Origin of the sequence: Gluconobacter sp. P5E10 (assembly GCF_018812145.1) — a bacterium.
GTDB lineage: Bacteria > Pseudomonadota > Alphaproteobacteria > Acetobacterales > Acetobacteraceae > Gluconobacter > Gluconobacter cerinus.
In genome coordinates this window covers 35,845-58,771 of record NZ_JACRVZ010000012.1, presented here as the reverse complement: position 1 = coordinate 58,771, position 22,927 = coordinate 35,845, and the positions used below count along the sequence as shown (strand labels likewise).

General features: G+C 56.9%; 27 protein-coding genes and 1 pseudogene. 8 read left to right on the top strand and 20 right to left on the bottom strand.

Features of this window, described 5'->3' with window-relative positions:
- Nucleotides 1-256 (bottom strand): annotated as a pseudogene (locus KP707_RS15860) (hypothetical protein); the annotation flags it as partial.
- 351 nt (nt 257-607) lie between these two features.
- On the opposite strand from KP707_RS15860, the gene KP707_RS15855 reads away from it, so the two are divergent.
- Nucleotides 608-1,306, top strand: a complete 699-nt coding sequence (locus KP707_RS15855; protein WP_099213634.1) for a DUF4365 domain-containing protein — start codon at nt 608-610, stop codon at nt 1,304-1,306.
- Nucleotides 1,307-1,626: 320 nt separating this feature from the next.
- A complete protein-coding gene (locus tag KP707_RS15850; protein ID WP_211499424.1) occupies nt 1,627-2,220 on the top strand; it encodes a nuclease-related domain-containing protein in 594 nt (197 codons plus the stop codon).
- Between the two features lie 12 nt (nt 2,221-2,232).
- On the opposite strand, the gene KP707_RS15845 is transcribed toward KP707_RS15850, so the two are convergent.
- From KP707_RS15845 to KP707_RS15770, 16 genes are all read right to left on the bottom strand, one after another.
- A complete protein-coding gene (locus tag KP707_RS15845) occupies nt 2,233-2,598 on the bottom strand; it encodes a hypothetical protein (RefSeq protein WP_211499425.1) in 366 nt (121 codons plus the stop codon).
- A gap of 67 nt (nt 2,599-2,665) precedes the next feature.
- Entirely contained in the window at nt 2,666-3,058 is a 393-nt protein-coding gene (locus KP707_RS15840; RefSeq protein WP_215751876.1) for a hypothetical protein, read from the bottom strand.
- Complete coding sequence (locus tag KP707_RS15835) at nt 3,058-3,429, bottom strand: ABC transporter substrate-binding protein (RefSeq protein ID WP_215751875.1); 372 nt, start codon at nt 3,427-3,429, stop codon at nt 3,058-3,060. The genes KP707_RS15840 and KP707_RS15835 overlap by 1 nt, the downstream gene beginning before the upstream one ends.
- 86 nt (nt 3,430-3,515) lie before the next feature.
- Nucleotides 3,516-4,013: a MucR family transcriptional regulator gene (locus tag KP707_RS15830; protein WP_015074916.1), complete on the bottom strand. Its 498-nt coding sequence runs from the start codon at nt 4,011-4,013 to the stop codon at nt 3,516-3,518.
- A gap of 282 nt (nt 4,014-4,295) precedes the next feature.
- Nucleotides 4,296-6,344: an ATP-dependent helicase gene (locus KP707_RS15825; RefSeq protein ID WP_211510624.1), complete on the bottom strand. Its 2,049-nt coding sequence runs from the start codon at nt 6,342-6,344 to the stop codon at nt 4,296-4,298.
- A complete protein-coding gene (locus tag KP707_RS15820; protein WP_064275723.1) occupies nt 6,341-7,012 on the bottom strand; it encodes a hypothetical protein in 672 nt (223 codons plus the stop codon). Before KP707_RS15820 ends, KP707_RS15825 begins: the two co-directional genes overlap by 4 nt.
- A complete protein-coding gene (locus KP707_RS15815) occupies nt 7,009-7,989 on the bottom strand; it encodes a DUF3991 and TOPRIM domain-containing protein (protein WP_064275722.1) in 981 nt (326 codons plus the stop codon). The genes KP707_RS15820 and KP707_RS15815 overlap by 4 nt, the downstream gene beginning before the upstream one ends.
- Before the next feature lie 577 nt (nt 7,990-8,566).
- Nucleotides 8,567-8,737, bottom strand: a complete 171-nt coding sequence (locus KP707_RS15810) for a hypothetical protein (protein WP_211501620.1) — start codon at nt 8,735-8,737, stop codon at nt 8,567-8,569.
- Nucleotides 8,734-8,955 carry a hypothetical protein gene (locus KP707_RS15805; protein WP_062028029.1) on the bottom strand — a complete coding sequence of 74 codons (222 nt, stop codon included), beginning with the start codon at nt 8,953-8,955 and terminating at the stop codon, nt 8,734-8,736. Before KP707_RS15805 ends, KP707_RS15810 begins: the two co-directional genes overlap by 4 nt.
- Before the next feature lie 92 nt (nt 8,956-9,047).
- Nucleotides 9,048-9,398, bottom strand: coding sequence for a single-stranded DNA-binding protein (gene ssb, locus KP707_RS15800; RefSeq protein ID WP_211501619.1), 351 nt, complete (start codon nt 9,396-9,398; stop codon nt 9,048-9,050).
- Between the two features lie 26 nt (nt 9,399-9,424).
- Nucleotides 9,425-9,946: a hypothetical protein gene (locus tag KP707_RS15795; RefSeq protein ID WP_211501618.1), complete on the bottom strand. Its 522-nt coding sequence runs from the start codon at nt 9,944-9,946 to the stop codon at nt 9,425-9,427.
- On the bottom strand, nt 9,943-10,293 hold the full coding sequence (locus tag KP707_RS15790) for a hypothetical protein (protein WP_211501617.1): 351 nt from the start codon (nt 10,291-10,293) through the stop codon (nt 9,943-9,945). The genes KP707_RS15795 and KP707_RS15790 overlap by 4 nt, the downstream gene beginning before the upstream one ends.
- A gap of 54 nt (nt 10,294-10,347) precedes the next feature.
- Nucleotides 10,348-10,476 (bottom strand): hypothetical protein, encoded by a 129-nt coding sequence (locus KP707_RS17025; RefSeq protein WP_256445653.1) that lies wholly within the window; start codon nt 10,474-10,476, stop codon nt 10,348-10,350.
- A gap of 196 nt (nt 10,477-10,672) precedes the next feature.
- Nucleotides 10,673-11,080 carry a hypothetical protein gene (locus tag KP707_RS15780; RefSeq protein ID WP_211501616.1) on the bottom strand — a complete coding sequence of 136 codons (408 nt, stop codon included), beginning with the start codon at nt 11,078-11,080 and terminating at the stop codon, nt 10,673-10,675.
- Between the two features lie 72 nt (nt 11,081-11,152).
- A complete protein-coding gene (locus tag KP707_RS15775; protein ID WP_202208648.1) occupies nt 11,153-11,833 on the bottom strand; it encodes an LPD29 domain-containing protein in 681 nt (226 codons plus the stop codon).
- Between the two features lie 188 nt (nt 11,834-12,021).
- The gene (locus KP707_RS15770) at nt 12,022-13,884 is read right to left on the bottom strand and encodes a ParB/RepB/Spo0J family partition protein (RefSeq protein ID WP_211504751.1); all 1,863 of its coding nucleotides are present in this window, start codon (nt 13,882-13,884) and stop codon (nt 12,022-12,024) included.
- A gap of 205 nt (nt 13,885-14,089) precedes the next feature.
- Between KP707_RS15770 and KP707_RS15765 the strand changes: the two genes are divergently transcribed.
- From KP707_RS15765 to KP707_RS15750, 4 genes are all read left to right on the top strand, one after another.
- Nucleotides 14,090-14,344 carry a type II toxin-antitoxin system prevent-host-death family antitoxin gene (locus tag KP707_RS15765; protein WP_099287192.1) on the top strand — a complete coding sequence of 85 codons (255 nt, stop codon included), beginning with the start codon at nt 14,090-14,092 and terminating at the stop codon, nt 14,342-14,344.
- Nucleotides 14,341-14,754, top strand: a complete 414-nt coding sequence (locus KP707_RS15760; RefSeq protein ID WP_228119037.1) for a hypothetical protein — start codon at nt 14,341-14,343, stop codon at nt 14,752-14,754. The genes KP707_RS15765 and KP707_RS15760 overlap by 4 nt, the downstream gene beginning before the upstream one ends.
- A gap of 186 nt (nt 14,755-14,940) precedes the next feature.
- On the top strand, nt 14,941-15,834 hold the full coding sequence (locus tag KP707_RS15755; protein ID WP_211504752.1) for a peptidylprolyl isomerase: 894 nt from the start codon (nt 14,941-14,943) through the stop codon (nt 15,832-15,834).
- A 352-nt stretch (nt 15,835-16,186) separates the two neighbouring features.
- Nucleotides 16,187-16,798, top strand: coding sequence for a hypothetical protein (locus KP707_RS15750; RefSeq protein WP_215751872.1), 612 nt, complete (start codon nt 16,187-16,189; stop codon nt 16,796-16,798).
- Nucleotides 16,799-16,987: 189 nt separating this feature from the next.
- On the opposite strand, the gene KP707_RS15745 is transcribed toward KP707_RS15750, so the two are convergent.
- Together KP707_RS15745 and KP707_RS15740 are read right to left on the bottom strand one after the other, a co-directional pair.
- Nucleotides 16,988-17,257 (bottom strand): hypothetical protein, encoded by a 270-nt coding sequence (locus KP707_RS15745; protein WP_215751871.1) that lies wholly within the window; start codon nt 17,255-17,257, stop codon nt 16,988-16,990.
- Nucleotides 17,258-17,267: 10 nt separating this feature from the next.
- The gene (locus KP707_RS15740; protein ID WP_215751870.1) at nt 17,268-17,663 is read right to left on the bottom strand and encodes a hypothetical protein; all 396 of its coding nucleotides are present in this window, start codon (nt 17,661-17,663) and stop codon (nt 17,268-17,270) included.
- A gap of 476 nt (nt 17,664-18,139) precedes the next feature.
- Here KP707_RS15740 and KP707_RS15735 point away from each other — a divergent pair, with 476 nt between their 5' ends.
- Both KP707_RS15735 and KP707_RS15730 read left to right on the top strand, forming a co-directional pair.
- The gene (locus KP707_RS15735) at nt 18,140-19,414 is read left to right on the top strand and encodes an anti-phage deoxyguanosine triphosphatase (protein ID WP_215751869.1); all 1,275 of its coding nucleotides are present in this window, start codon (nt 18,140-18,142) and stop codon (nt 19,412-19,414) included.
- 216 nt (nt 19,415-19,630) lie between these two features.
- Nucleotides 19,631-19,927 carry a hypothetical protein gene (locus tag KP707_RS15730; protein WP_215769435.1) on the top strand — a complete coding sequence of 99 codons (297 nt, stop codon included), beginning with the start codon at nt 19,631-19,633 and terminating at the stop codon, nt 19,925-19,927.
- Here the strand turns inward: KP707_RS15730 and KP707_RS15725 are convergent.
- Nucleotides 19,896-22,913 carry a type I restriction endonuclease subunit R gene (locus tag KP707_RS15725; protein WP_252348912.1) on the bottom strand — a complete coding sequence of 1,006 codons (3,018 nt, stop codon included), beginning with the start codon at nt 22,911-22,913 and terminating at the stop codon, nt 19,896-19,898. The two genes, KP707_RS15730 and KP707_RS15725, sit on opposite strands and share 32 nt — an antisense overlap.
- Nucleotides 22,914-22,927 lie beyond the last annotated feature (14 nt).

The window sequence follows — 22,927 nt, the reverse complement described above, 5'->3', positions numbered from 1 at the left end:
GATCATCGAAGCAGTCGAAATACTCCATTCCCCGGATGCTGACGTCTGGATATTCGTCAGACAACCCCAGCCCATGACCAAGAAATGAGGTCCCGATCCCGCTTTCGAGGGTCATCACGAGTGTTGTCTCATCCTCCCACGTCATGTGTTCGGGTGCGCAGGTCCGGTAGGCGCGCTCTCTGGCGATCTGGCGCAAACGGTCCTGTGGGCCGGTGAGCGTGAAGACTGTTATGACGGGAGTAGCCACGGAGAACATCCTTTTTCTCTTTTCAGATGCTTTCCGGCGGGCGCAGACGGCTGGCCGGGACAATGGCGTGCCCTCAGGGCGCGGGCCGCGTGCGGCCGAACCATTGTGGCGGCCGGACGACCTGTGGCGCGTCTTCCCTGTTTTTTCTTTTTCTTATTTACAAAGTACGCGTCCGAGGAGTGCACGATTGACGGCTGCTTACGCCTACACCTAGGTCGTTAAGTAACAACTGGGAAATTCAGCAAATCGGGCCTGGTCTCGGTTAAATCGGGGTGCTGTTTATTCATGATATACCGATACAAATTTGCGAGTTCATGGTTTCACATTTAAGGTTTTGCCACCTTGAAACGGGATATACAAATGCAATTTACAGCCAACAATACAATAGATCAGGTCGGCATTCATTATTTTTCCATGATGACCACTAAGGTTCTTGGTCATATTTGTCGGTTAAATACAAGTACAGATGTAGGGATTGACGCTTGGATCGAACTGGTCGATGGAAACCGAATGGCAACCGGCACATACGTCGCAGCTCAGATAAAATCGTCAGAGAATACAGATGAAAAAAATAGCATTACCCATTACATAGATGAAAAACATAAAGAATACTGGTTAAACCATAGCATTCCGGTGGTTTTTGTTGACGTTAATATCGATAAAAATTGCATCCTTATTAAGGATATATCTCAAAGAAATTTAGTTCAAACTAATACACGGTGGAAGATAACTCTGACTGAGGATGATGAATTATCCAAAGTCGGACGCGATCTTTTTTCAAGGTTGGCGAGGCCTCACCCGAGTGACCCCTTACGTTCCAAACTCCGCGAATTGCAGATTGTATTAAATGATTATAGTTACGTTCCTGCGATGGTGGCCGATATGGCAGATGGTCTTCAAGTCATTGGTCGCACAATAATGGAACTCACGCAGCTACTAGATATGGCCAATCTGGATACGGCTCGATATGGTCGCGAGATACGTTCTGATATTGAAATACAAATCTTCCGCGCGCTAAACATTAAAACAGAGTGGTCATATTATTACACCTCAGATTGAGTTGTTGTCCTGGTTATTGCGGTAAGAAGCCAGGCTAGGCATTACATTGGCGCGTCAAGTCTGCCGCTGAAGAGAAGTGGCGTAGTCGGTCGCGTCGCCGCTTCTTCGTCATAATGCCTGTTAGGAGACATTCCGTTCCCCCCCCCTAACTAGGCGTTGGCATCGGCAGAGTGTGACAGGTGTTCTCGCGATGCGGTGCCAAATAGAGAGACCGCAAAGTCGCAAAGCACGTCGCTAGAGTCCGGATATCGTTTGCCAGACCAGAGACATGCCATGCGCTTTACCAACCCCCATACTTTCGCCTGGAGGCGCGCCTTCGTATGGTCCGCCTGAGACTACGGCCGCGTGGCGGCCCCTCTCGCATCGAGCGGAGCGACAGCGCGCACGCAGCATGGAAGAGCCTTCAGGCGGAACTCAAAGGTGCCAAAGGCGAGGACAGGATCCGCGCCCTCCTGAACGAACTGGGACGGCCCAGCCTCCATGACGTTCACCTTCCCAAGGCCTCTGGTGATGGCACGACCCAGATTGACCATCTCGTCCTCTTGCCCCGTGGTCTCATGGTCATCGAGACCAAGCACTATGCGGGCCATCTGAGCGGGCATCCGAATGACGAATACTGGCGCCAACGTCTTGGGAAGGAAGAAGAAGGCCGGCTGATCTACAGCCCCGTCCGCCAGAACGCAGGCCATTGCGCGGCGGTCCGCGCCATCACCTCGCAGGCCTGTCTGGATGTGGAGATCCTGAGCCGCGTAGTCCTCACCGGACGCGCCAGCGTCAGCCCGGCCCTAAAGTCCAGTGTCAGATCGCCGGACGCTCTGGCAGACGAACTGAGACAAAGTGGCGGAGAGGCTTCAGGAGTGATGATGGGCGTGTGGCAGAGGATTGTGCACGTCGCCCATCATACAAGAAAATAGGCGCGCAGTGCCTTAGTCCGTGCCAATCCCAATCGCGGCGGCCGTATATCGGGTTGTCGGCAGGATCCGGACAACCGCCTCACCGCCAACATCAGAAAGATACAGCAGCCCGTCCTTCGGACAGCCCAGGGGGCGCCCATCCGGATCAAGCACCAGACGCAGGCTGGTGATCGGGCTGACTTCATAAACGTGATGCTCGTCCCAGGAGACGAACGCATGCGTCCGTCCCTTTTCGACCACGGTATGCAGCGTTCCCGGGAGAATCCCTCGGGTTTTCTGCTTCAGACGCTCTGACATGAACTGACCAACAGCCTCTTTCTGCTGCTCGGTCAGGCTCTCATATGTGCAGGGGGCGGGATAGATCGGTTCACCAGTCACGCGGCCAGTCCTTCCTTGCTGAGATGGATAAGGAAAGCGCCAAGGGTGCCTCCCTTATCGGGACAGGTCAGTGTTTTGCCGAGGCCTGGCGTTGTTCGTCAATAAAGTCCGTGACGTCTTTCAGGACGCCATCCGGAATTTCCTCACCGTCATCAAGATCGACTTCCAGACCGTCGGCCGGTGCCTCCGTGCTGCCAGCCGACAGGCCCAGGCAGAGATCCGGATCTTCGGGATCGTAATCGACCCGCACAGCCCATCCATCCGACAGAAAGACGAAATCGCTGAGCAGGCCGTCTTCTTCAAGATCGTCGTCGTGCTCCTCCTCGGCCTCGGACGACAGATCAGAGGCCTTGCAGACACCTGCATACTGGCCAGGAAAGGCCGTGTTCAGCGCATCCACAACCTGCTGGGTCTGCGGACGAAAAGGCCCGGTCTTTGAGACCGGCATCGCATCACACATCAGTTCAGCTTCCAGCAGGTGGAGGTCACATGCTGACTGAAGGTCAGACGCGTATTGCCATTATGATCGCCGAGCAGCTCGCACCGCACCCAGGTGTAAGGCTGTGCCGCACCATTATCCTTCTGGAGGATCAGGATATTGCCCTCCTCGCCTGCGCTGGAATGGATGAGATAATTCTTGTTCAGAAGATCCTGAAGACTGTCAGGGATGGCTTCAAATGTGGTTCGGACAGAGGCCGCATGGCCTCCGGCCACGGGTGACGGGATCGCAATCCCCATACTCCCAAGCGCGGGATCGAGGGCCATGGCTGGCGAAAGGGCAGCGGCCGTGAGGCCGGCTGCCAGGGCGAGAGAAGAAAGAAGGCGGGTCACGGTCTGTCCTTGCGGTTCATTGGATCTGAAAAGATCCCTTTACCCCGCAAAGGTAAAGACCGCTTCTGCGACTTCCTAAAAGAGACTCAGCCCTTTGCAGGGCGTCCGCGACGCTTCTCCGGGATTTTCCGCACAGGCACCTCAGGCTCGGTCTCTTCGGGCTCAGGTGTAGGCTGGCTCCGACCACCCTTCGCGGTCCCAAGACCGATCTGATGCGCCAGCTCGGTCCGATGCCGTGAATATCCTGGCGCCGTCATGGGATAGTTGGACGGCAGTCCCCATTTTGAGCGGTACTCATCCGGGGTGAGATTATAGACGCTCTTGAGATGGCGCTTGAGCATCTTCAGCTTCTTTCCGTCTTCGAGACAGATGATGTAGTCCTCGAACACGGACCGCTTCGGATGGACGGCCGGGACCAGCTCAACTGGTTCTGGCTCCGGCGGCTGGCCGGCCGACGCAAGGGCTGTATGAACACTGCGGATCAAATCAGAAATCTGCTCTGCGGGAAGTTCATGGGCACTCACATAGCTTTCCACAATATTGGCTGTCAGACGCCGAAAATCTGTCTCACTATTTGAGGTCATTGCAAATTCCCTTTTCAAATTTCGACTGTGCAGGATCGCACCCTATACGAAAGATAACCTGACAGGTCACTGCGGCCGCGTGGTTCGCGGCATGGGGGCCGGAGCCACGCCTCGTCCCAGATGACGGTGCTCGGAGCAATAGTGTGTATCGCCCTTTGTTCCGGTGAACCCGAAAGCTGCGCCCTTCCCGCAAACCTCGCAGTCATAAAGCCAGCCGGACTTCGTCCTGGGCCGCTGAGAGATGTAAGGCCTGTCGTCAGGACTGTGATGATCGGACATCCCTTAAAACCCCATGGCATCAAGAGCGGCCGCCGTGTGCCGGAACCGGCCCCCTGTCTCTCTTCTCTTCGATTGCCCCTGCTGGCGCAGCCAGCCCGTCACGCGATGCTCGGCTGGGATTTCCTCAATGAAGCCTGACGGCCTCGCTGAAACACCCTGACGATAGCCGACACTGCTGATCGTGGCCTGCTGCATGGCACGGGTCAGCGACACATAGGCCAGACGGCGCTCTTCCTCATAATTGCGCTCGCCCATCCCCGGAAAGACTGTCTCCTCCCAGGCTGGCAGGAAGACGTGGGGAAACTCCAGACCTTTGGCCCGATGCATGGTCATGAGCTGCACCCGGTCGCGTCCGCGCTCATTCGGTGAGGCCGTGGCAAGGGCTGCGTGCTCCAGAAGATCCTGAAGCCGGGTAAAGCCCTCGGCCAGCCCGACCAGCTCGGACAGGTTCTGCAAGGCCGTCTCCCCCTCTTCGGATGCGGCCTCCCGCCACATCGTATAATAGCCCGTCTCTTTCAGAAGCGTATCGAGGCGATCGCAAAGCCGCATGTCCGGGATCTGCCCGATCCGGGAGACCGTCTCACGGAAGGCAAGCAGGCTGTCACGCACCTTGGCCGGAAGCGTTGCCGTGGTGACGGCCGCACACAGGCTGAGGCCGCGATCCTGAGCCTCCTGCTCGATCTGGCCAAGCGCCTTGGCGCCAAGGCCGCGCCTGGGCACATTGGCCACGCGCCGGAACGCCTCATCGGACTGGCGACTGTCAGAGCAGGCCGCCAGCATCAGGAAAGCGAGCGCGTCCTTCACCACGGCGCGATGATAGAAGCCGACATCGCCGATGATCTCGTAGGGGATGCGCGCCTTGAGCAGCGCTTCTTCCAGAGAACGGGACAGACGGTTGATCCGGTAGATCATCGCCATGTCATGCCAGGCGACACCTTCTGCCGCACGACGTCCCATCTCGGCTGCAATCGCGTCGGCCTCATCTGACGCATAATCGTAGGAGAGCACCTCAATCTTCTGACCGTCGCCCTTCTGGGTAAACAGCGTCTTCGGGATCCGGCCCGGGTCTCGCGCGATGATGGCGTTGGCAGCCTGGAGGATATGATGCGTCGAGCGGAAGTTCTCTTCGAGCTTGAAAAGTCTGGCCCCGTCAAACTCCCGAACGAAGTTCCGGATAAAGCCAATTTTGGCCCCACGCCAAGAATATATTGATTGCGAATCATCGCCCACGGCAAAGAGTTCCCGTGAGTATTCAGACATATAGGTGAGCCACAGCATCTGCGCACGGTTCACGTCCTGAAACTCATCGGCCATCACGGACGTGAAGCGCTGCGACCACCTGTCACGATAGGATCGGTCATTCATCAGCGCAAGCGTTGGCCACATCAGCAGGTCCGAGAAATCGGCGGCATTCTGCTCGCGCAGGGTGGCCTGATAGATCTGGTAAAGCCGGACCGCAAACTCCCAGCCTTCAACATCGACCATCTGACGCGCTGCACGGCGGCGCTCGATCAGCCCGCGCACCCAGGCCGGTGCGGCCTCAGGTGTCACGAGGTTCTCCTTCAGATGCCCGATCCGCTCGCCCATCTTTTTGACCTGCCGGACGTCACACTTCTTGCCTGTGTCCGGTTCGGGCACAGTCTCCGGGTCCATGGCCTTCATGAGACGACGGATCAGCGCCGTGGCATCATCTGCGTCGCGGATGTCAAAGCCCGGGTGCAACTGCGCCACCTCAGGCTCCGCCCGGAGCTGCCGCGCGCCGAGGCCGTGAAAGGTGCCAAGCCAGAATGGAGCCTGTCCCTCGCCTAAGACGCTCGTGATGCGCTCGCGCATTTCCTGAGCAGCCTTGTTGGTAAAGGTCACACACAGGATCTGTGACGGGCGCATCCCATACATCTGAATCCGGCAGGCCACACCAGCCGTAAGCGTCTTTGTTTTTCCCGTTCCCGCCCCAGCCAGCACCAGCACGCGGCCAAGCGCCATGGCGGCCTCACGCTGCACAGGGGTCAGCGGATCCAGTACGGGTGCGAGGGTTTGGGGATAGACGCTCATGCGGGCACCTGCTCAACCGGATAGACTTCAGACGCCACCGGATCCTCGACGGCCACGACATTGCTGCTGTCAGTAAAGAGGGTCAGCGGATGATAGAGATTGAAGCCCTCATGAGGGCCGTCCCAACGCCCGGCAATGACGAGGGCCAGGGCGCGGTTCAGGCCGCTGCCCAGCCACACAAGCTGATGCGGGACCGGCATCTCCGGCGCTTCCGGATCCGTACAGCCGAGGCGGCGCGCATGATCCATCCAGATCGCAGAGGCCTTTTCATGGCCCAGCATGTTGAAGGTCAGGCCGCTCTTGAGAACCATCTGGTCGATATGCTGGCGGGCCGCAGAGCGGGTGTCGTTATACATCATGACGTCCTCAAAAGCCTTGGGGCAGGCTGACAAAGTGAGCGTTGGGAGTTCAGGTCCGTTCAGACGGACGATCGTGGACTTGCGGGTGAAGACGATCAGCTCGCCGTCGCGGTCCCAGGCGTCATTCAGGCGATCACCGCCGATCACGACACCCTGCACCAGACCCTCGGGCGTCTGCGCCTCACAGAAGACTTCAGGGGCAGAAGATCCCACCCCGGCACGCTTCCAGACTTTCATGGCCTCTGCGTCCTGCCGCCACAGGATCAGGGTGATGGCCTGCCAGCTCAGACGGGATTTACTCTGTTTCATGCGGCCACGTCCTGACGGGCGCGGCGCTGCAGGACGGCGTTCCAGTCCTTGTCCCGGGCACTGGGTGAGTAGCGCAGGGGTTTCAGCCCGGCCTCACGGATCATGGGCGCATAGATCTCTTCGTAACGGTCGCCCTGGGCATCGCAGTCCACGGCAATCATGACGCGGCCGCCTGCCTCAAGGGTGCCAAGAAGCGCACGAAACTCCTCCAGGGCCTCGGGACTCATGCCGCCGCCTGATGAGACATACAGGCTGGGTTCAAAATTGAACGGGTCCATGGCGGCATAGGACAGCACGTCGATGGCAGACTCACCGATGACCAGACGAACGGGCGTTTCCCCTTTTTCGCCAGTCCTCATCCGAAAGAGAAGCTTGCCACCGCCGCCCGAGGAGAAGCCGCGATAGTCCGGACCGCGCATCTCCATGCCAGTCAGCTCACCGGCATTGTTGCTATGAGCGAACCACGCCGTGCCCTTCATGCCTTCACGCAGGAGGCCCTGCTCGATGGCCAGATGAAGGATGCTCTCCGGCAACGCCCGGTCGCGGGTCAGATAGATCCAGGCGGCCGACCCGGGACGGGGAGCCTGACGGTTCTTCCACATATATTTCGGATCACGCGCGGGCTTGCGCTCCTTGGGTTCCGCCACGTACTCGGCCCCGCTCGGCGCAAGGCCCAGCATTCCACGGAGTTCCACGCGCGCATTGCCAAGGGACATGCCCGGATTGAGGAACCGGACCAGGTCGATGACCGAGCCTTTGACGATCGAAGAGGAATTGTGCGGATCCCACCAGCCTTTACCGCCATGGGTCACGATGATGCTCTCGCCCTTCTGGCGACGAAAGCGCATGTGACGGGCGGAACTTTCGGACCGGGCGAACCTGTAACCGGCCTTCTCCAGAACAACGATGCAACTGATCTCGTCACGAAACTTCTGGAGTTCGTCGTTCATCTGCTGGGGCGAGTTCTGGTAAGCCATGGCGGAATATCCTCCCGAACGTCCGTTACTTTCGATCTGTGGTAAGTATAGTAAATTCCCGCCATAATATCCAATGAATACAACAGAATAGGGCGGAATATATTTACTTGTTTTAGTGAAATAGTTCTTGCGTCCAGAGCGGCAAAAACCAGTTTTTCTTGTTCGTCCTGCGGGGGTTTCGGGGGCAGCGCAGCCCCCGGTGTTGCCGCTGAAAGGAGATGTGTGGAGACGTTTTTCTCGTCCCGTCCTGCCAGGAACACGACAGTTGCGGGCCGAGGGTGTCAGGACCGGAAGACTGCGGATCGGCAAAAGCGGGTTGCGGGCGGCGCGGGACAACGTCCTGCGATGAACGCGGCCCTCTTTTGACGAAAGACGCGGTCTGGAGCCCGAAGGGTTGTCTTGAGACCCTCGGACCGTGACTGTCACACTGATCGCATGACGGCGAGGTCGGAACACAGCTCCGTGCCACCCCGCAAGGGGTGGTTGAAGCGGCAACGTCTGATGATACGGCATGAACGGATCCTTCAAGAAGTGTCACCAGCCTGCCCGTGCCATCTGCGACTGATGCCCCCCGGCCTCAGCTTTTTTTCGAAGGCCCTGTGTCGGCCATCCCGTCTTCGTCCTTCTTCGTCTGCCCTTTCTGTCGCTCCAGCTCCGCCAGTGTGCGTCTCACGGCCTGTGAGAACCGCGTTTTTCCGTCCCAGAAACGGCGTGAATACGCGCGGCGGTCCACCGTCGCCGTCCTCATGCCACACCTTCCGGACGATCGAGGCTGTCCAGGAGCTTCTCCTGCGAGCGGCGGCGCAGCGTCGCGGCCTTGCGGCGGAAACCGGCCGTCAGGCGCGATGGCAGCATGAGGGACTGATCCGTGTCTTCCAGGAACACGGCCTCTGCCATGAGGCGCACACTCAGGGCGCGCGCCTGACTGCGAGGGACTGTGAGGGGAGCGGGCGTCGAATAGAACATAAAGCCTCCTGAAACCCGCCTCCTTCAGGAAGCGGGTATAAAAAGACCGGCTCCAGGGCCGGTTTGCGTGCGTGTTTCGAAGAAAAAGGACGTCAGCGTCCCGGATCGCTAAGGATCATCACATCCCCGTCCTGGGCGCTCACGACGATCTCGGTCTCAGGGGGCGCCTGATCTGTGCGGGGACGGGGTTCGTAAGCGCCGCGTACGAACACGAGCTGGCCCTTGCGGGCGCGTCGCTCCAGAAGATCTGTCAGAAAGTCGTTGTGGCAGACGATCCTGTGCCACACGGTCTGCGGGACGCGACGACCGGTGTGCGTGTCGGTCCGGTGGCTGTCCGTCGCCAGACGGAAGAGGGCCACGCGGTGTCCGTCCTGCCCTGTGCGGATCTCGGGATCCGCACCAAGGTTGCCAATGACGATGGCAAGGCTGAGGGTCTGAACCATTGGTCTGTCCTTTTCTCTGGCCCGTGTCAGAAAAGCTCGGCCTGCACGGGCGCGGCAGGGAGAGGCTGGTGTTCGGATGGCAGGGCGATCCGGAAGCGCTGTGCCAGACGGGCCAGATCGGCCCGGTCGCGGGCCTCCTGCTCGGCGGCAAGGGCGCGTGTGTAAGCGTCGATCAGCCCGCTGCCGATGATGCGCTCGCGGATGTCGCGTTCGACGTCCGACCAGGTCCAGGCCGGATCGCCATAACAGCGGTACAGGGCGATGCCACGCAGGAAGCCCAGACGCGCCTGTGTCGTGGAGAACTGCGCCCCCCAGAAGCCATGGATGTCGAAATGGGCGATATGCCCGAACATCTGGCTCAGGCGGTTGTAAAGCGTGCGGTTCCACGCGCTCTGCGGAAACCCGCGTGCGATGAAGGCCAGCAGCGCATTGCCGATTTTCGCTTTCTCGGCTGTGTCGCTGAACTGCGTTGCGGTGAGGCCCTGAGGCTGGATCGGAGGCCGTCGCAGCGACGGACACGCGATGGACGCTGGCTCCGGGCCGTTCATGACTGCACCTCGCGCTCAAGCATCGCCTCGACCTCGGCGAGGTAGGCTTTGAACGGCGTCTCCTCAGGGATCGTCCTGATCCACTGCTCGGTCCCGAGGGAGCCTTTCCAGCGGGCGTCGCAGAAGCCCTCGGGATGATCGCTCCCACGCTCGGGTGTCACAGACACGAGAAAGGAGTCTTCCGGGTAGTCGTCGTGCAGGCGTGCACCGTATGCGGCTACTGCCACCCGGATTTCCGCAAGGTCAGCCGCTTCGATCCGTGTCTGTCTGTAGCGGTCAGGGGACGAACAGGAGATGAGGCTCCCGTGAGAGGCCGCAGGGATGGCAGCCAGAGTGTATGTCGGCATGGTGATCTCCACACAGGACAGGGCCGCCCGTGAGGGCGGCTGATCTCGGATCGGTCAGAGAAAGGCGGGAAGCACCACCACCAGAACGATGAAGGCTGCGAACAGCGCGACGCCCGCTACGAACCCTGCGAGTTCGAGCCATTCCGTGCGGTTGCGGGGGCGAAGATCGGAAATGTCGGCCATGTCATTCTCCTGTTTTCTTTCATGACCTCTTCCGGCGACCGCAGCGGAGACTGGCTGGCAAAGGCGCTGCAACGCAGCGGGATCGGACGACCCGCAGCGCAGCGAGGAGACGGCCGACCCACCCTTTGCCAGACAGGCTCCGGTGTGGTGCCTGCCCTCTCCTTCTTCCCCTTCCCCCTTTTTCTTTTCCCGTCTCCTACTGCGCGAGATTGGCGACCTGCCGCGCCAGGCGGGCACAGAGCGCGCGCGTTACGGAATCGTCCTCGTCCACAACCGCACCGGTCAGGACGGGAAGAAGGCGGCGCGCTTCAGGTGCCGAGAGATCCAGATGCCAGCACGCGCCGATCTGCGTGGCCACCGCATCCGGCTGATCGACCGGGCGGACGGACACCGAGACTTCATTTCCGTCCACGTCTCCGGGTTCGAGAACGGTCTTCTGACCGTCTGGCAGGCGAACCGGGCGCAGCCCGCTCTCGTTCGGCTCGTCGGCCGTCGCGTCCAGCACAAGCTGACCGGCTGCCTCGGCCGTCTCGGCCTCGACGTGAAAGTTGACGCGATCGGAGAGAAGCTGGCACTCGCTGAGCGTCACAATAAAAACGGGCATGTCAGGGCTCCGGAACTGAAAAAGGCCGCTCCGGAACGGGCGGCCTTGAAGGGCGAACGGAAAAAGAGAGGCTCAGTCGCTCACAAATTCGGAGCTGCCGAACACGTCCTGCCAGGGGCTGTTGCTGGTCAGGTGGCAGTCGGACTGCCAGTCGTAATATCCGGACTTGAACCGCGAAGTGATGGCCTGGAGGGTTTCGGTCGCCGTCTCGTCCAGATCCTCCTCGGTCCGCACGGTCACACTGCCGTAGTGGCTTTTGCGGACGGAAAACTTCACCTTCGGGAAAGCCTTCTTCAGCATCCGGCGGATGTTTTTGGCCGCCAGCGTGCCGCTGCTGTCGTCGCCCTGTTCCAGATGGGCATAGTCCGGATTGACGCGCAGTGCTGCGACCTCGGCGGCATGTTCGGCTTTCGCGCGCGCTTCGGCTGCCACCTTCTCAGCCTCAACCTCTTCGGCATGGGTGCGGAGGAAGGCGATCTCCTCAGCGCTTGCCAGTTTCTTGTCGGCTTCGATCCGCCACTGGACACCGCGCAGAATGGCCTCGGGCAGACGACGGGAGATCGAGCCACAGGCAAAGACGATATCGTAGGAGGCGCTCCCACCCGACACGATGGCCCCGCCACGCGACAGGGACCGGACGGTGGTCGGGCTTTCCTTGCCGTAAACAGCCATGACGATCCCGGCTCCCCGGCTGTAGAGATGGGTATAAACGCGGGTGCCGACCTGAATGGGAGCGAGAGAGGGAACGAACATCGTCTGATCCTTTTCCTTTGGATTTTCGTGATGTCTTCTCCAGCGTCAGCGCGGGAGGGCCGGGTCAAAAGCGGCGCGTGCGCCGGCACCGGAAGCGGCGAAGCCGGTGAGGAGCCACCTTTTGACCCGGCCGGAGCGCGATGGCAGCGCCCCTCCCCTCCTTTCCTTTTCTTTTCCCGCTCCCTGCTTCAGGCCACGACAACGATTTCGAGGTGGTCCCGCATGAACTGCATGGCCTCGTTGTGCTCCGACGGCTCGGGCTCGGGCGCTTGCAGAGAGAAACTCTCTTCTGAGTCCGGCTCCGTCACTGGCACGACAGGGCCGTTCGACAGGTCGGCCTCATCATCGGCTGCTCCATCGAAATCATCTTCAGGCATCTCGTCCAGGTCCTCATCGTCCACCACGCTTTCCAGCTCCCGGATCTTCGCCTGTTTTTTCTTCTGCTTTTGCGTCCAGACGTCCTGCGCCTGCGCAAAGGACGCCACCTCGGGCAGCCAGTGGCCTTCCCCGACATGGTTCATAAGGACCGCACGCATCTCCTTGCCGGTGTTCTGCGGCGCAAGGCCTTCGGTTTGAACCGCTTTGGTGATGCCGGGCTTGCTGTAGCATTTGAGGAACGCCTCAAAGGCCATGCTGGGCATCTTCTGGTCGGCACCGAACAGAACGCCCACGAGCTGCGCGGGCAGGCCACTGCCGCTGTGCATCGACACGTCGCAGTTCAGGATGCTTTGCAGGACGGTGACGGCATGGCGGCGGATCAGCTTTTCGTCGCGGACAAGGCTGCCTTCGGGGAACAGGTCAGCCATCGCAAGCGTGCGGGCGGTTGGCTCTGACCAGTTGTTTCCGCTGGCATCGCCATGCACACGGACGTTCTCGGCTTCCAGCGCCAGCAGGAGGGCTGCGATCAGCTCCCATGGATCGGCTGTCTCGGCCACCTCGCCGAGGGCTTCGCGCAAAGCGACGGTGCGGATCTCGCCGATCATCTTGTGGCCGGTCCCGGAAACGTCCGGTCGTTCCTTCGGGGCTTCGGGCGTGGAAGAGCCGCCCGTGTGGTCCAGCTTTGCTGCGCTGTAAGGACGGCAGCGTTCTTCCACGATCTTCAGGGTCCGAGGATTAAGGCCGTAGCCCATGACCTCCCCCTCCTGTGTCGCCATCCAGGTGCCCATGGTGATGAAGCCCTCGGGCGCGCGGACGTATCCGTACTCGTCCGAGGTCAGGACAATGGAGTTTTCGGGCCGCTCATTGTCCAGCCAGTCCTGCTGTGCGGCCGCGTAAGCCGTGGCATCGAGCGTGTAGCGGCCGTCCGTTCCGGGCTCGGCAAACAGATCTTCCATCCAGACAATCTTGTGCTTGCGGGCAAGATCGTCGCCAAACCTGGCGTCGCGGGCGTACCATTCCTTCTGTTCGAGATTTCGGGCAAGTGCGCCCCAGGCCACGGTGTCCTCCGGATCTTCGGCCTTCACGCGATACTCGGCCGGATCCTCGTCGTCTTCCACGCTCTCGGAAAACATTTCCGCCCATGCGGCACGCTGCTCGTCCAGAGAGGCCTGCGCGATGATCTTGCGCTGCCGCTCATCAGGGCCTCGGCCAAGGGCGATGGCATCCAGAATGGGCGGGTGCAGCTTCGCCAGAAGGCTGAGACGCTTGAGATAGCTCGGCGTGACCATCAGGGCGGCACAGACCTGCGGGTCTGTATAGCCGAGCTGCTCGCGCAGGCGGGTGACGCTGTTCCACTGTTCCGGCTCCGTCATGTCCAGACGCACGAAGTTCTCACTGACGGCGGCCAGGGCATCAAGGTCTTCGCTCTGATCTCCGACATAAACGTCGATCTCGGTCAGACCGGCATAGATGGCGCCTTCTGTCCGACGGTGGCCTGCCACGATCATGAGGCGGCCGTCTTCCAGTTCCCGGACGGCCGGAGGATGGAGGATGCCAATCGCCTTGATATTCAGGGCGAGTTTGCGCAGCTCCTCAAGGCTTCCGATGGAAGAGCGCGGATTGTTCGGATTGGGCACAAGGGTTCTCGGATCAACGCGGCGAAGCTCGGCCATGGGACGCTCTTTCTATAATTTTTCAGATGTCCCTCCCGCGTCACGGGCCAGCCAGCCGCGCAAGGCCGCGCGAAGCGCGCCCGGCCTGAGCCTTGCGCGGCTGGCTGGTTCGTGACAGCCCCGCCTTTCCTCTTATTCCTTCACCCTTTCAGAAATTGCATCAAATCGGTGAATGCTGTATTTTATGTAAATAAAGGAGAACGCTATGCGCACATTCTCGACAAGCGATTTGTCCCGCAAATCCGGAGACATCATCGCCAGTGCCCTGCAAGGGCCAATTTCAATTAATCAGCGCGGCAAACCACGATTGGTCATGCTGAGTGTCGAACAATACGAGGCATTGGTGGGAAGCGCACCAGAGCGTACTGCCGGTGCCACTACGGAAATGCCTCAGGATCTGGCCCACGATGTAGCAAATGCGATCGATGGGTACCTGCTGGAAACCCGCACAGAACCATGAGTCACACATTTCGGCCAGGGATGGTGCTGCGATACCCCTATCTCTGGCATTGGCAGAGCGGGAATGGCGAAACAGAAGGACGCAAAGATCGTCCAACAGCAGTTGCCGCAGTCTTTGTGGGACGTGATGATCGTCAGTATGTTCTGCTCCTTCCCCTGACGACGAAACAACCCTCTGGGCCACGCATTGCAGTCGAGGTCCCGGCAACCGAGAAAAAGCGGGCAGGCCTTGATCAGGAATTGCGCCAATGGATCCTGTTGGACGAATACAACCTGGATCCGACCGCTACCTCGTATTACTTGCAGCACACGTCATCGCTTGGTCAGTTCAGTGACGCGTTCATGCGTCCCGTACTGAAACAATTCCGGGAGCTTCTGCCTACGGCACGACGTATTTCTCGCTATCCTTGAGACAAGCCGATCACGCCTACTTTCCCGACGCTCAAGATCTCTGGCATCCGTCTTAGAAGCGGATTTTTGCTGACTCCCCTCCCCACGGAGTACTGCCTCTGATTCACCTGCGAAGTAACGTGGAAGGCCTATTCTGCTTCAGTCCTACGAGGGAGAACTGGAAATGGCTAGTCCTCGGTGTAGGAAATGGGCATTCTGTCTCGTATGCGAAATGCTCTTCCTGCCTTATTGCTCGTATTGCCGTTGGGGGGCACTCTTGCTGCGGTGCCCTCGCCTGCCGAGATCGTGGATCATGCTCCGGATAGTGCATGGCGGACGGTCGCGCCCGAGCAGTTGTTGCTTATGGAGACGAACGATGGGCGGCGGATCGTAATCGAACTCGCTCCGCAATTTTCGCCTGTTCACGTCGCTAATATCGTGCGTCTTGCGCAAGGTCGGGCCTGGGACGGCGGAGCGATCATGCGTGTGCAGGATAATTACGTCGTCCAATGGAGCGTCAGGGACGAAAAAGCATCTTTGCCCACGCATTTCGTCGTGCATCCGCCTGCTGAATACGATCGCCCGCTCGATGGTCTCACATATCATCCTCTCGGCTATACCGATCCTTATGCCGCGCAGGTCGGATTTGCAGATGGATGGCCAGTTGGCGGCGATGGAACGAGCGTGTGGCCGGCGCAGTGCTACGGGACTATCGGTGTGGCGCGGGATATGCCGCCGGATACAGGAAACGGACAGGAACTTTATGTGGTCAACGGTGAGGCGCCCCGCCAACTCGACCGAAACCTCGCGGTCGTCGGCCGTGTATTGGTCGGGATGGAGCAATTGGGCGCGTTACCGCGTGGCACGGGTCCACTTGGGTTTTATAACGATGTGCGACAGAACGTCGGTATTCAAAGCGTCGTGCTTGCTTCGGACTTGCCGGTCTCCGAGCGCCCGAAGGTTCAGACGATGCGCGTCGAGAGTGCGACATTCACGGCGTATCTTGCTGCGCGCGCCGCTAGGATTGATCCGTTCTTTGTTCATCCCGCCCATGGGGTCGCACTCTGCAATGTCCCGGTGCCAGCACGCGAGGTGCTGTAGCCTTTAGGGGAGTGCGGTTCGTGATTGATCGGTCCAATCAGGTCTGATGCCCTGACATTACCTAATATGCCGAGCAGCATCATCATGGATGGGCGTGGCCGCTGGCTAGACGCACACCCGAAGAGGCGTGTCATGATACGCCCACTCAACTTAAACAGGAATAATACGGTTCTGTTGAAAGTAAGCCTCCAGTCATGGCGGAAGTGCTTTCCAAAAATCCGTCTTCGTTCGTTTTCCGTTGCGAGAAAACTCTCCTGCGGACATGAGCATGTGAATATTTTTCAACATTGCCACAGTATCAAGATAATAACCTTATGTGGCATTTCTGGTATGAGATGATTGGATCATAATTATGCGCAAAGCAGTCTCAGCCGCCGTGATCACGCTTCTGGCGTCTTCTGTAGCTTATGCCGCCCCCTTAGAAAATTATATCTCGTCTGCAATGACTGCTCCAATTCGCCAGAGCGACAGAGCGGATGATACCCGTCGACACGGAGCTGAGATCGCTGCCTTGGCTGAGATCAAGCCAGGCGAGCAGGTTGCTGATTTTCTGCCGGGAGGTGGTTATTGGACCCGTATTTTCTCTGGTATTGTTGGTCCTGAAGGTAAGGTGCTGGATATCTGGCCAGCAGGCATGGTCACTCCGGGGTCAAAGGGCGAAATCCGCATGAAAGTGCTGGTCGGGGCACCAGGGACAGAAAACGTAGCGGCTGCCCCAGATGACCTTTTTGTTGTCATTGATCATGTGGCCGCCCCAGGGACGGGCCTCAGTGAGACGAACACTTTGCACCGTATTGATCCGGAAGTCGCCAAAAAAGCCATTCTGAATACGGGCTTTACTTTGAAAAGTGAGAGCAAATTACTTTCGAATCCTAAAGATGATCATCATCTCAAAGTTTTTGATCCTGCTATTCGAGGAAAGACAGATCAGTTTATCTTCGTATTTATCAAGCCAGAACTTTAATTTATCCGAATGAGTCTATTTTTTTGCCAAAAAAATAGACGACGTATTCATGTGTGAACGTCAGATTTTCCTCCTAAACTGCCTGTCTGCCCAGTGACAAAAAAGCAGACAGGCGGCTTACGCCTACATATCGGACGTAGAAAGCTTAGGTTTTCCTCGATTGAAGCGGACACACTTTCCTACTCTTCTCTAACGTTCCTTTTTAATCCAACTCCAAAAAGATTTGGACATCCATCCCTGCCGATTATCTATGTTTAATTCGCAGATGAATACGTTACCCCCCCCTTTTGCAAGAGGTGATAGCCTTGCATACAACTTTTCAACGCTTGAGCTTGAATAGAGAATCCACATTTTAGAATCGACTTTATACCAGTCGATTGCTTTGTTCATTTTCTCCTCAACTTGATCAGCAGTAACATCTGGCTTTCGATCTAAATAAACAACGAAAAAACCTGTCATCACTGCCCCTCTATTTTTTAGGTTCTTCAATATCATCTGCTTCTATAGATGCATTATCGATAATTGGTTGCGCATGATCGATCGCATTTGCTTGTGATTGCAGAACGCCACCATACTTCGATTCCTGTATTATACGCTCATGTGCAACGAATTCCGCACCATCCAAAATGGCGATCAATGGATTTTTTTCGGCGAATTGAAGAAGTCTCCATAAAAAATAAGCGGAAAATATAAATATTAAAATAACGGCAGCGATATCTAGATATAAGTTCCGCGCTGCCAGCACAATGGCGGAGATACAAATGACCGTTGCAATAAGAGCTAAAGTATTCTTGCCGAAGATACCACCTCGTAAGCTTACTTTGCCAATTTTTTCTATGGCCTCAGTTAATTTATTTTGATTCATAATAAATCCGCTTCGATTGTAATATCGTTAAATATGAAACGATATTAGATTTTGTCAATCAAAAGATAATTAGCTCACACCACTAATACTTATTCATGCTTCCAGTTTTGAAGCAATGTGAGAATGGTGATGTCGCAGCGGTTCACTGAGAAACTACCGACACCTTCTCGACTTCTAAACGCAAACAGCAGATTTTCCATTCCCGCCGAAACTGCCTGTCGGCTCAGCAGAAACAGAGTGGACAGGCGGTAGTCGCCTAAATGTCAGACATACACATCATCAACTGGGTCTTCACATAGCGGACATCATCTGTTTGAACCTGAATCGTTGAATCGATTCCATAACCCAATAATAAAATTAGCTTCTTTGTGCGTCTGTGACGACAATATAGTATCGTTTCGTCCTTATGACCGACATTGTAAGCATAAATTTTCAACTAAAACTCGACTTAAACCATTAGGAAAAGGACAATATCTATGAGCTCTGATTTGAGGTTTTTTGAAGAGCGACTTTATGCAAATCAGCCCCAACGCTTAGGAGACCCTCGTTCACCATTTCAAAGAGACCGCGCACGCATAATGCATTCAGCTGCCTTTAGGCGGCTACAAGGCAAGACGCAGGTAATGGGTGTCGGAGAAGGTGATTTTCATCGCACCCGCCTAACTCATTCTATTGAAGTGTCCCAGATTGGTTATGGCCTACTTCAGGTATTACAATCTCAAAAACAAAGTCTCGACGAAAACGCTCAAAAATGGTTACCTGAGCGGGATCTGATTGAAGCCGCCTGTCTCGCTCATGATCTTGGTCACCCGCCGTTTGGACACAAAGGGGAGCAGGCGCTGCATGAAGCCATGTTGCAGCACGGCGGGTTCGAAGGGAATGGTCAGACCCTTCGCATTATAACTAAACTGGAAAAATATAAAGAACGAGGGAAAGGGCTATATCCAACACGTCGTTTGACTTTGGGGATATTGAAGTATCCTCGTTCAATCAAAAACTTTGACCTTGACGCTTTTAGTCATCCCCCTAAATCTTATCACGAAGACGAAGCAGATGTTGTCGCATGGGCTCTCGATGGCTTCTCACCCAATGATACACGGCAGTTTATAGCATCAGCGGACGGCAAACAGGCGCATCATACCCTTGACTGCAGTATCCTCGAGCTTGCTGATGACATTGCTTATGGCATTCATGATATAGAGGACATTGTCGCTCGAGGTTTGGCAACCGAAAGTGCTGTCCGAAATGCAGTTACAGTAGCTTTTGACAAAATTGACGGTAAATCTTTGAATGGATTTAATGCAGATTCAGTAGCGAGAGGCCTTCTTGCAGATAGCTTCCAAAGAAAGCAGATGATTTCTGGGCTTGTAAACCTTTTTGTCAGTAGCGTCGAGCTTTCAGAGGATGTTTCGTACATACATCCACTTCTCAGATTCAACGCAACTCTTCCTGATCCCCATAAAAAGTTATTAAAATCTCTCAAGGGGCTGGCTTACGAACTCATTATTAGGAAAGCTGAGGTGCAGCAGCTCGAACGACGTGGTCAAATGATCGTAAAGCGGTTGTTCGAAACTCTACAGTCAGATCCTAAAAGCCTGATTCCACAAGCATCTTGGGAAGATGGATGTATAGAAAGCTCTGAGAAACGTCGTGTATGCGATTATATTGCTGGAATGACGGATAGCTACGCAGAGCGTCTCTACAAGCGCCTTTTCAGCCCGGGGTTTGGTAGCAGTGGCGATGAATTGTAAGCATATAGATTGGGTTTATCTCGATCCAGATCAGCAAACTATCTCTTGCATATGACGTTTTAGCCAGGCACGTCATTGATGAATTTGCTACTCAATAACTCATCTTCTGGTCCTCCACGCCAGCTTGTCGCTCCATTCTTAATGAACAGAGCAGACAGGCTGCAGTCGCCTCTTGTCGGACGTCAATGTGCAGCCGCGGGCTTCTCCGAAGCGGACATGGCTCAAAGCTTGCACGAATTGGTAACCGTCAATCCCGGGGCGGTTCAGTCCGTTGAGCCTAAAATGACGGGGGGCCTGTGCCACAAGTGGCCTAAAGGCACAGAGCCAGACGTGCTTGTCATTCGATCAACCTTGCGACCAATAATATCAAACTGGCAGACCCTGATTATGATCGAAGGGCAATCGGTGGAGAAGGTCAATTCGAGTTCATTGGACGAATTCATCGTCTCCGAAGTCTGGGCGGGCACGCTTCAGTTCATTGTCAGCGCGGGCTCTGTGTCAGCGCCTCCTTGACGCTTAGGTATAGCGCAGATCTGAACGCCTCGTCCTGGTTGTGAAGCTTGTAGAGTTCCAACTCCTCTTTCCGGCGTTGTAGCATGACTTCTTTCATAATTTTTTCAAATGCCAAGTTACGGCTGTAGGGATCAGAATTTTCATCAAATTTCTTTTCGAAGTCGGGGTGGGCCTGGACACTTTCAACGATGTTCAGAAACTTGATCCGTTGTTCTTCCGGGGTGGCGCTCCAGCCTTGGAACCAACGTTCGTTGAAGCTGCGGATGATCTCTTCCAACGGGTCTTCCTGCACCTCTCCTTCGCGATAACCGCGGGGGGTGGGGTTCTGTGGATCTAGCTCTGCTTCTGAAGTGTCCAGGCCGATGGTCTGGTTTAGTTTTGTCCGCTCTAGCCCATATGACGAAAGGTCAACGGCCTCGAGAAGATCATCCAACGCATCCTGATTCGGGTCCTTGATGTTTAGCTTCGGGACCAGGAACTTCAGGAACCAGAAGAGCTTCTCCCAAGCCTCCACTTCGAACGGCATGATTGCAGCCATCTGGCCGTAGATCTTCACGAACTGCTTCGCTTTGATCTTAAAGTCGATCTTCTCCTGGTCTTCTAGTTCCAGGCCGGTGTTGAAACGTTCGGCAGCCACGTCAATCGGGGGGCTGAGTTTCTCGGAATCTTCGCCGTCAAAGAACCTTTTGCAGAATTCCTCTACCTCTGACCATTCGTAGACGCCGACATCATCCAAAGATGCTTTCAGCTCGTGTAAGACGTTCACGTCCGTCGCCTCGGACAGGGTCGTCACCGTGAAAAACGGGTCGAAGGCAGCTTTGATGTCCTCGATCGAGTTGAAGAAGTCGAGAACGAACAGATCCTCGGTCCGTTTGCCTAGCTTGGGGGAAGACCGGTTCAAACGGGACAGGGCCTGGACTGCCAGAACCGACTGCAGCTTTTTATCGACGTACATCGCACAGAGCTTCGGCTGGTCGAAACCGGTGAGATACTTGTTTGCGACGATCAGCAGGCGGAATTCATCCTTGTCAAACTCGCTGCGGGTCTTGTCCTCAGGTACGCCATTCATCTCGGTCTCGGTGTACTTGACCCCATCGACCTCCTTCTCGCCCGAGAAAGCAATTAGCGCCTTGAACGGGTTACCGCGCTTGGCAAGCTCTGCCTGTACAGCCTTGTAGTAGCGGATCGCCACCTCGATATTTTGGGTTACGATCATCCCTTTGCCTTTGCCGCGCAATTTCTTGGGGTTGACCACCTTGTCGATGAAATTCTCGACCATGATCTCGGCCTTGGTGTTGATCGTCTGCTGGCTCCGCTCGACATAGGCGCGCAGCTTCTTCTGCGCCTTGGATGTGTCGAACAGGGGATTGTCCTCAATGGATTTCTGGATCTCGTAATAGCCCTTGTAGGTCGTGTAATTCGCCAACACGTCGAGGATGAAGCCCTCCTCGATCGCCTGCTTCATGCTGTATAGGTGGAACGGGAGGAAGCGGCCGTCCGGCTGCTGCTCACCGAACTTCTCTAGGGTGATTGGCTTCGGCGTTGCGGTGAAGGCAAAGTAGGACGCATTGCCGCGCATCTTGCGGGCCTGCATGGCCGCCACGATCTTGTCCTGCGCGTCATCTTCGTCTGGGTCGCCGCCCATTGCCTGATTCATCTTGTCACTGGCGATGCCGCTCTGGCCGCTGTGCGCCTCGTCGATGATCACTGCGAAACGCTTGTCGCCCAAATCCTCGATACCCTCGATGATGAAGGGGAACTTCTGAATGGTCGTGATGATGATCTTCTTGCCGTTCTCCAACGCTGCCTTCAGGTCCGACGATTTCAGCGCCGGGGCCACGATATTCTTGACCTCGGAGAAATCCTTGATGTTGTCTCGCAGCTGCTTGTCCAGGAGGCGGCGGTCGGTCACGACGATCACGCTGTCGAACAGCGGGGAGTCCAGCGCCCTGGCGCCCGGCAGGTCTAGCTTCGCCGGATGGGTCTCGATCAGCTGGTAGGCGGCCCAGGTGATGCTGTTGGATTTTCCTGATCCGGCAGAGTGCTGGATCAGGTATTTATGCCCTACGCCCGTCTGAGCGGCGTGGGACAGCAGCTTTCGGACCACATTCAGCTGGTGATATCGCGGGAAGATCAGCGTCTTCTTCGCCAGCGGGTCGGTTTTCTTGCCCTCCAGCAGGACGAAATGCTGGATGATCCCGGCAAGGCTCTGCGGTTGCAGAACCTCTTCCCACAGGTAAGACGTCTTGTGGCCCTTCAGGTTCGGCGGGTTGCCCGCGCCCTCGTTGTGCCCCTTGTTGAACGGCAGGAAGAAGGTCGAGGCTCCCGCCAGCTTCGTCGCCATCCACACCTCGTCGGTGTCGGCGGTCATGTGGACCAGCACACGGCCAAAGCGTAGCAGGGTCTGGTTTGCATCACGCTCACGGTACTGCTTCTGGCCGTGGTAGCGGGCGGTCTGGTGGGTCCAGGCGTTCTTCAGCTCCAGCGTCACCAGCGGCAGCCCGTTCAAAAACACCACCATGTCCACCGATTCATTCGGGTTGGCGGTGCTGTGATGGACCTGCCGCGTAACGCTCCAGATATTGGCGGCGAAGTTGTCGTGGACTTTTTGCGCCGAACTGGCCAGCGGAGCGGGATACATCAGGTGGAAATGCGCGTTGTCGACGGGCAGGCCCTTTTTCAGGACATGCAGCAGGCCCTTGGACTTGATCAGCTTGTCGAGCTGGCCGGTGATCTTGGCCTGCCAGTCGGCGGGGTTGTGCTGCTTGAGCTTGTCGAGGTCTTTGGATTGGGTGGCTTCGAGGAACTCCCAAAACTTCGCACGGTCGAGCGCGAGGGTCGCGTCGAAATCAGCGGGCTGGCCGATACGGCAAGGGCCAGAGGCGACGGCCCCGGCGGCCAGCTCTTCGGAGCTCGCGCCGCAAAGCCGTCTCTCGATGGCCTGTTCAAGGGCGATTTCCTTGGTGTTGCTGACCGCGACATTCATGGTGTTGCTTTCAA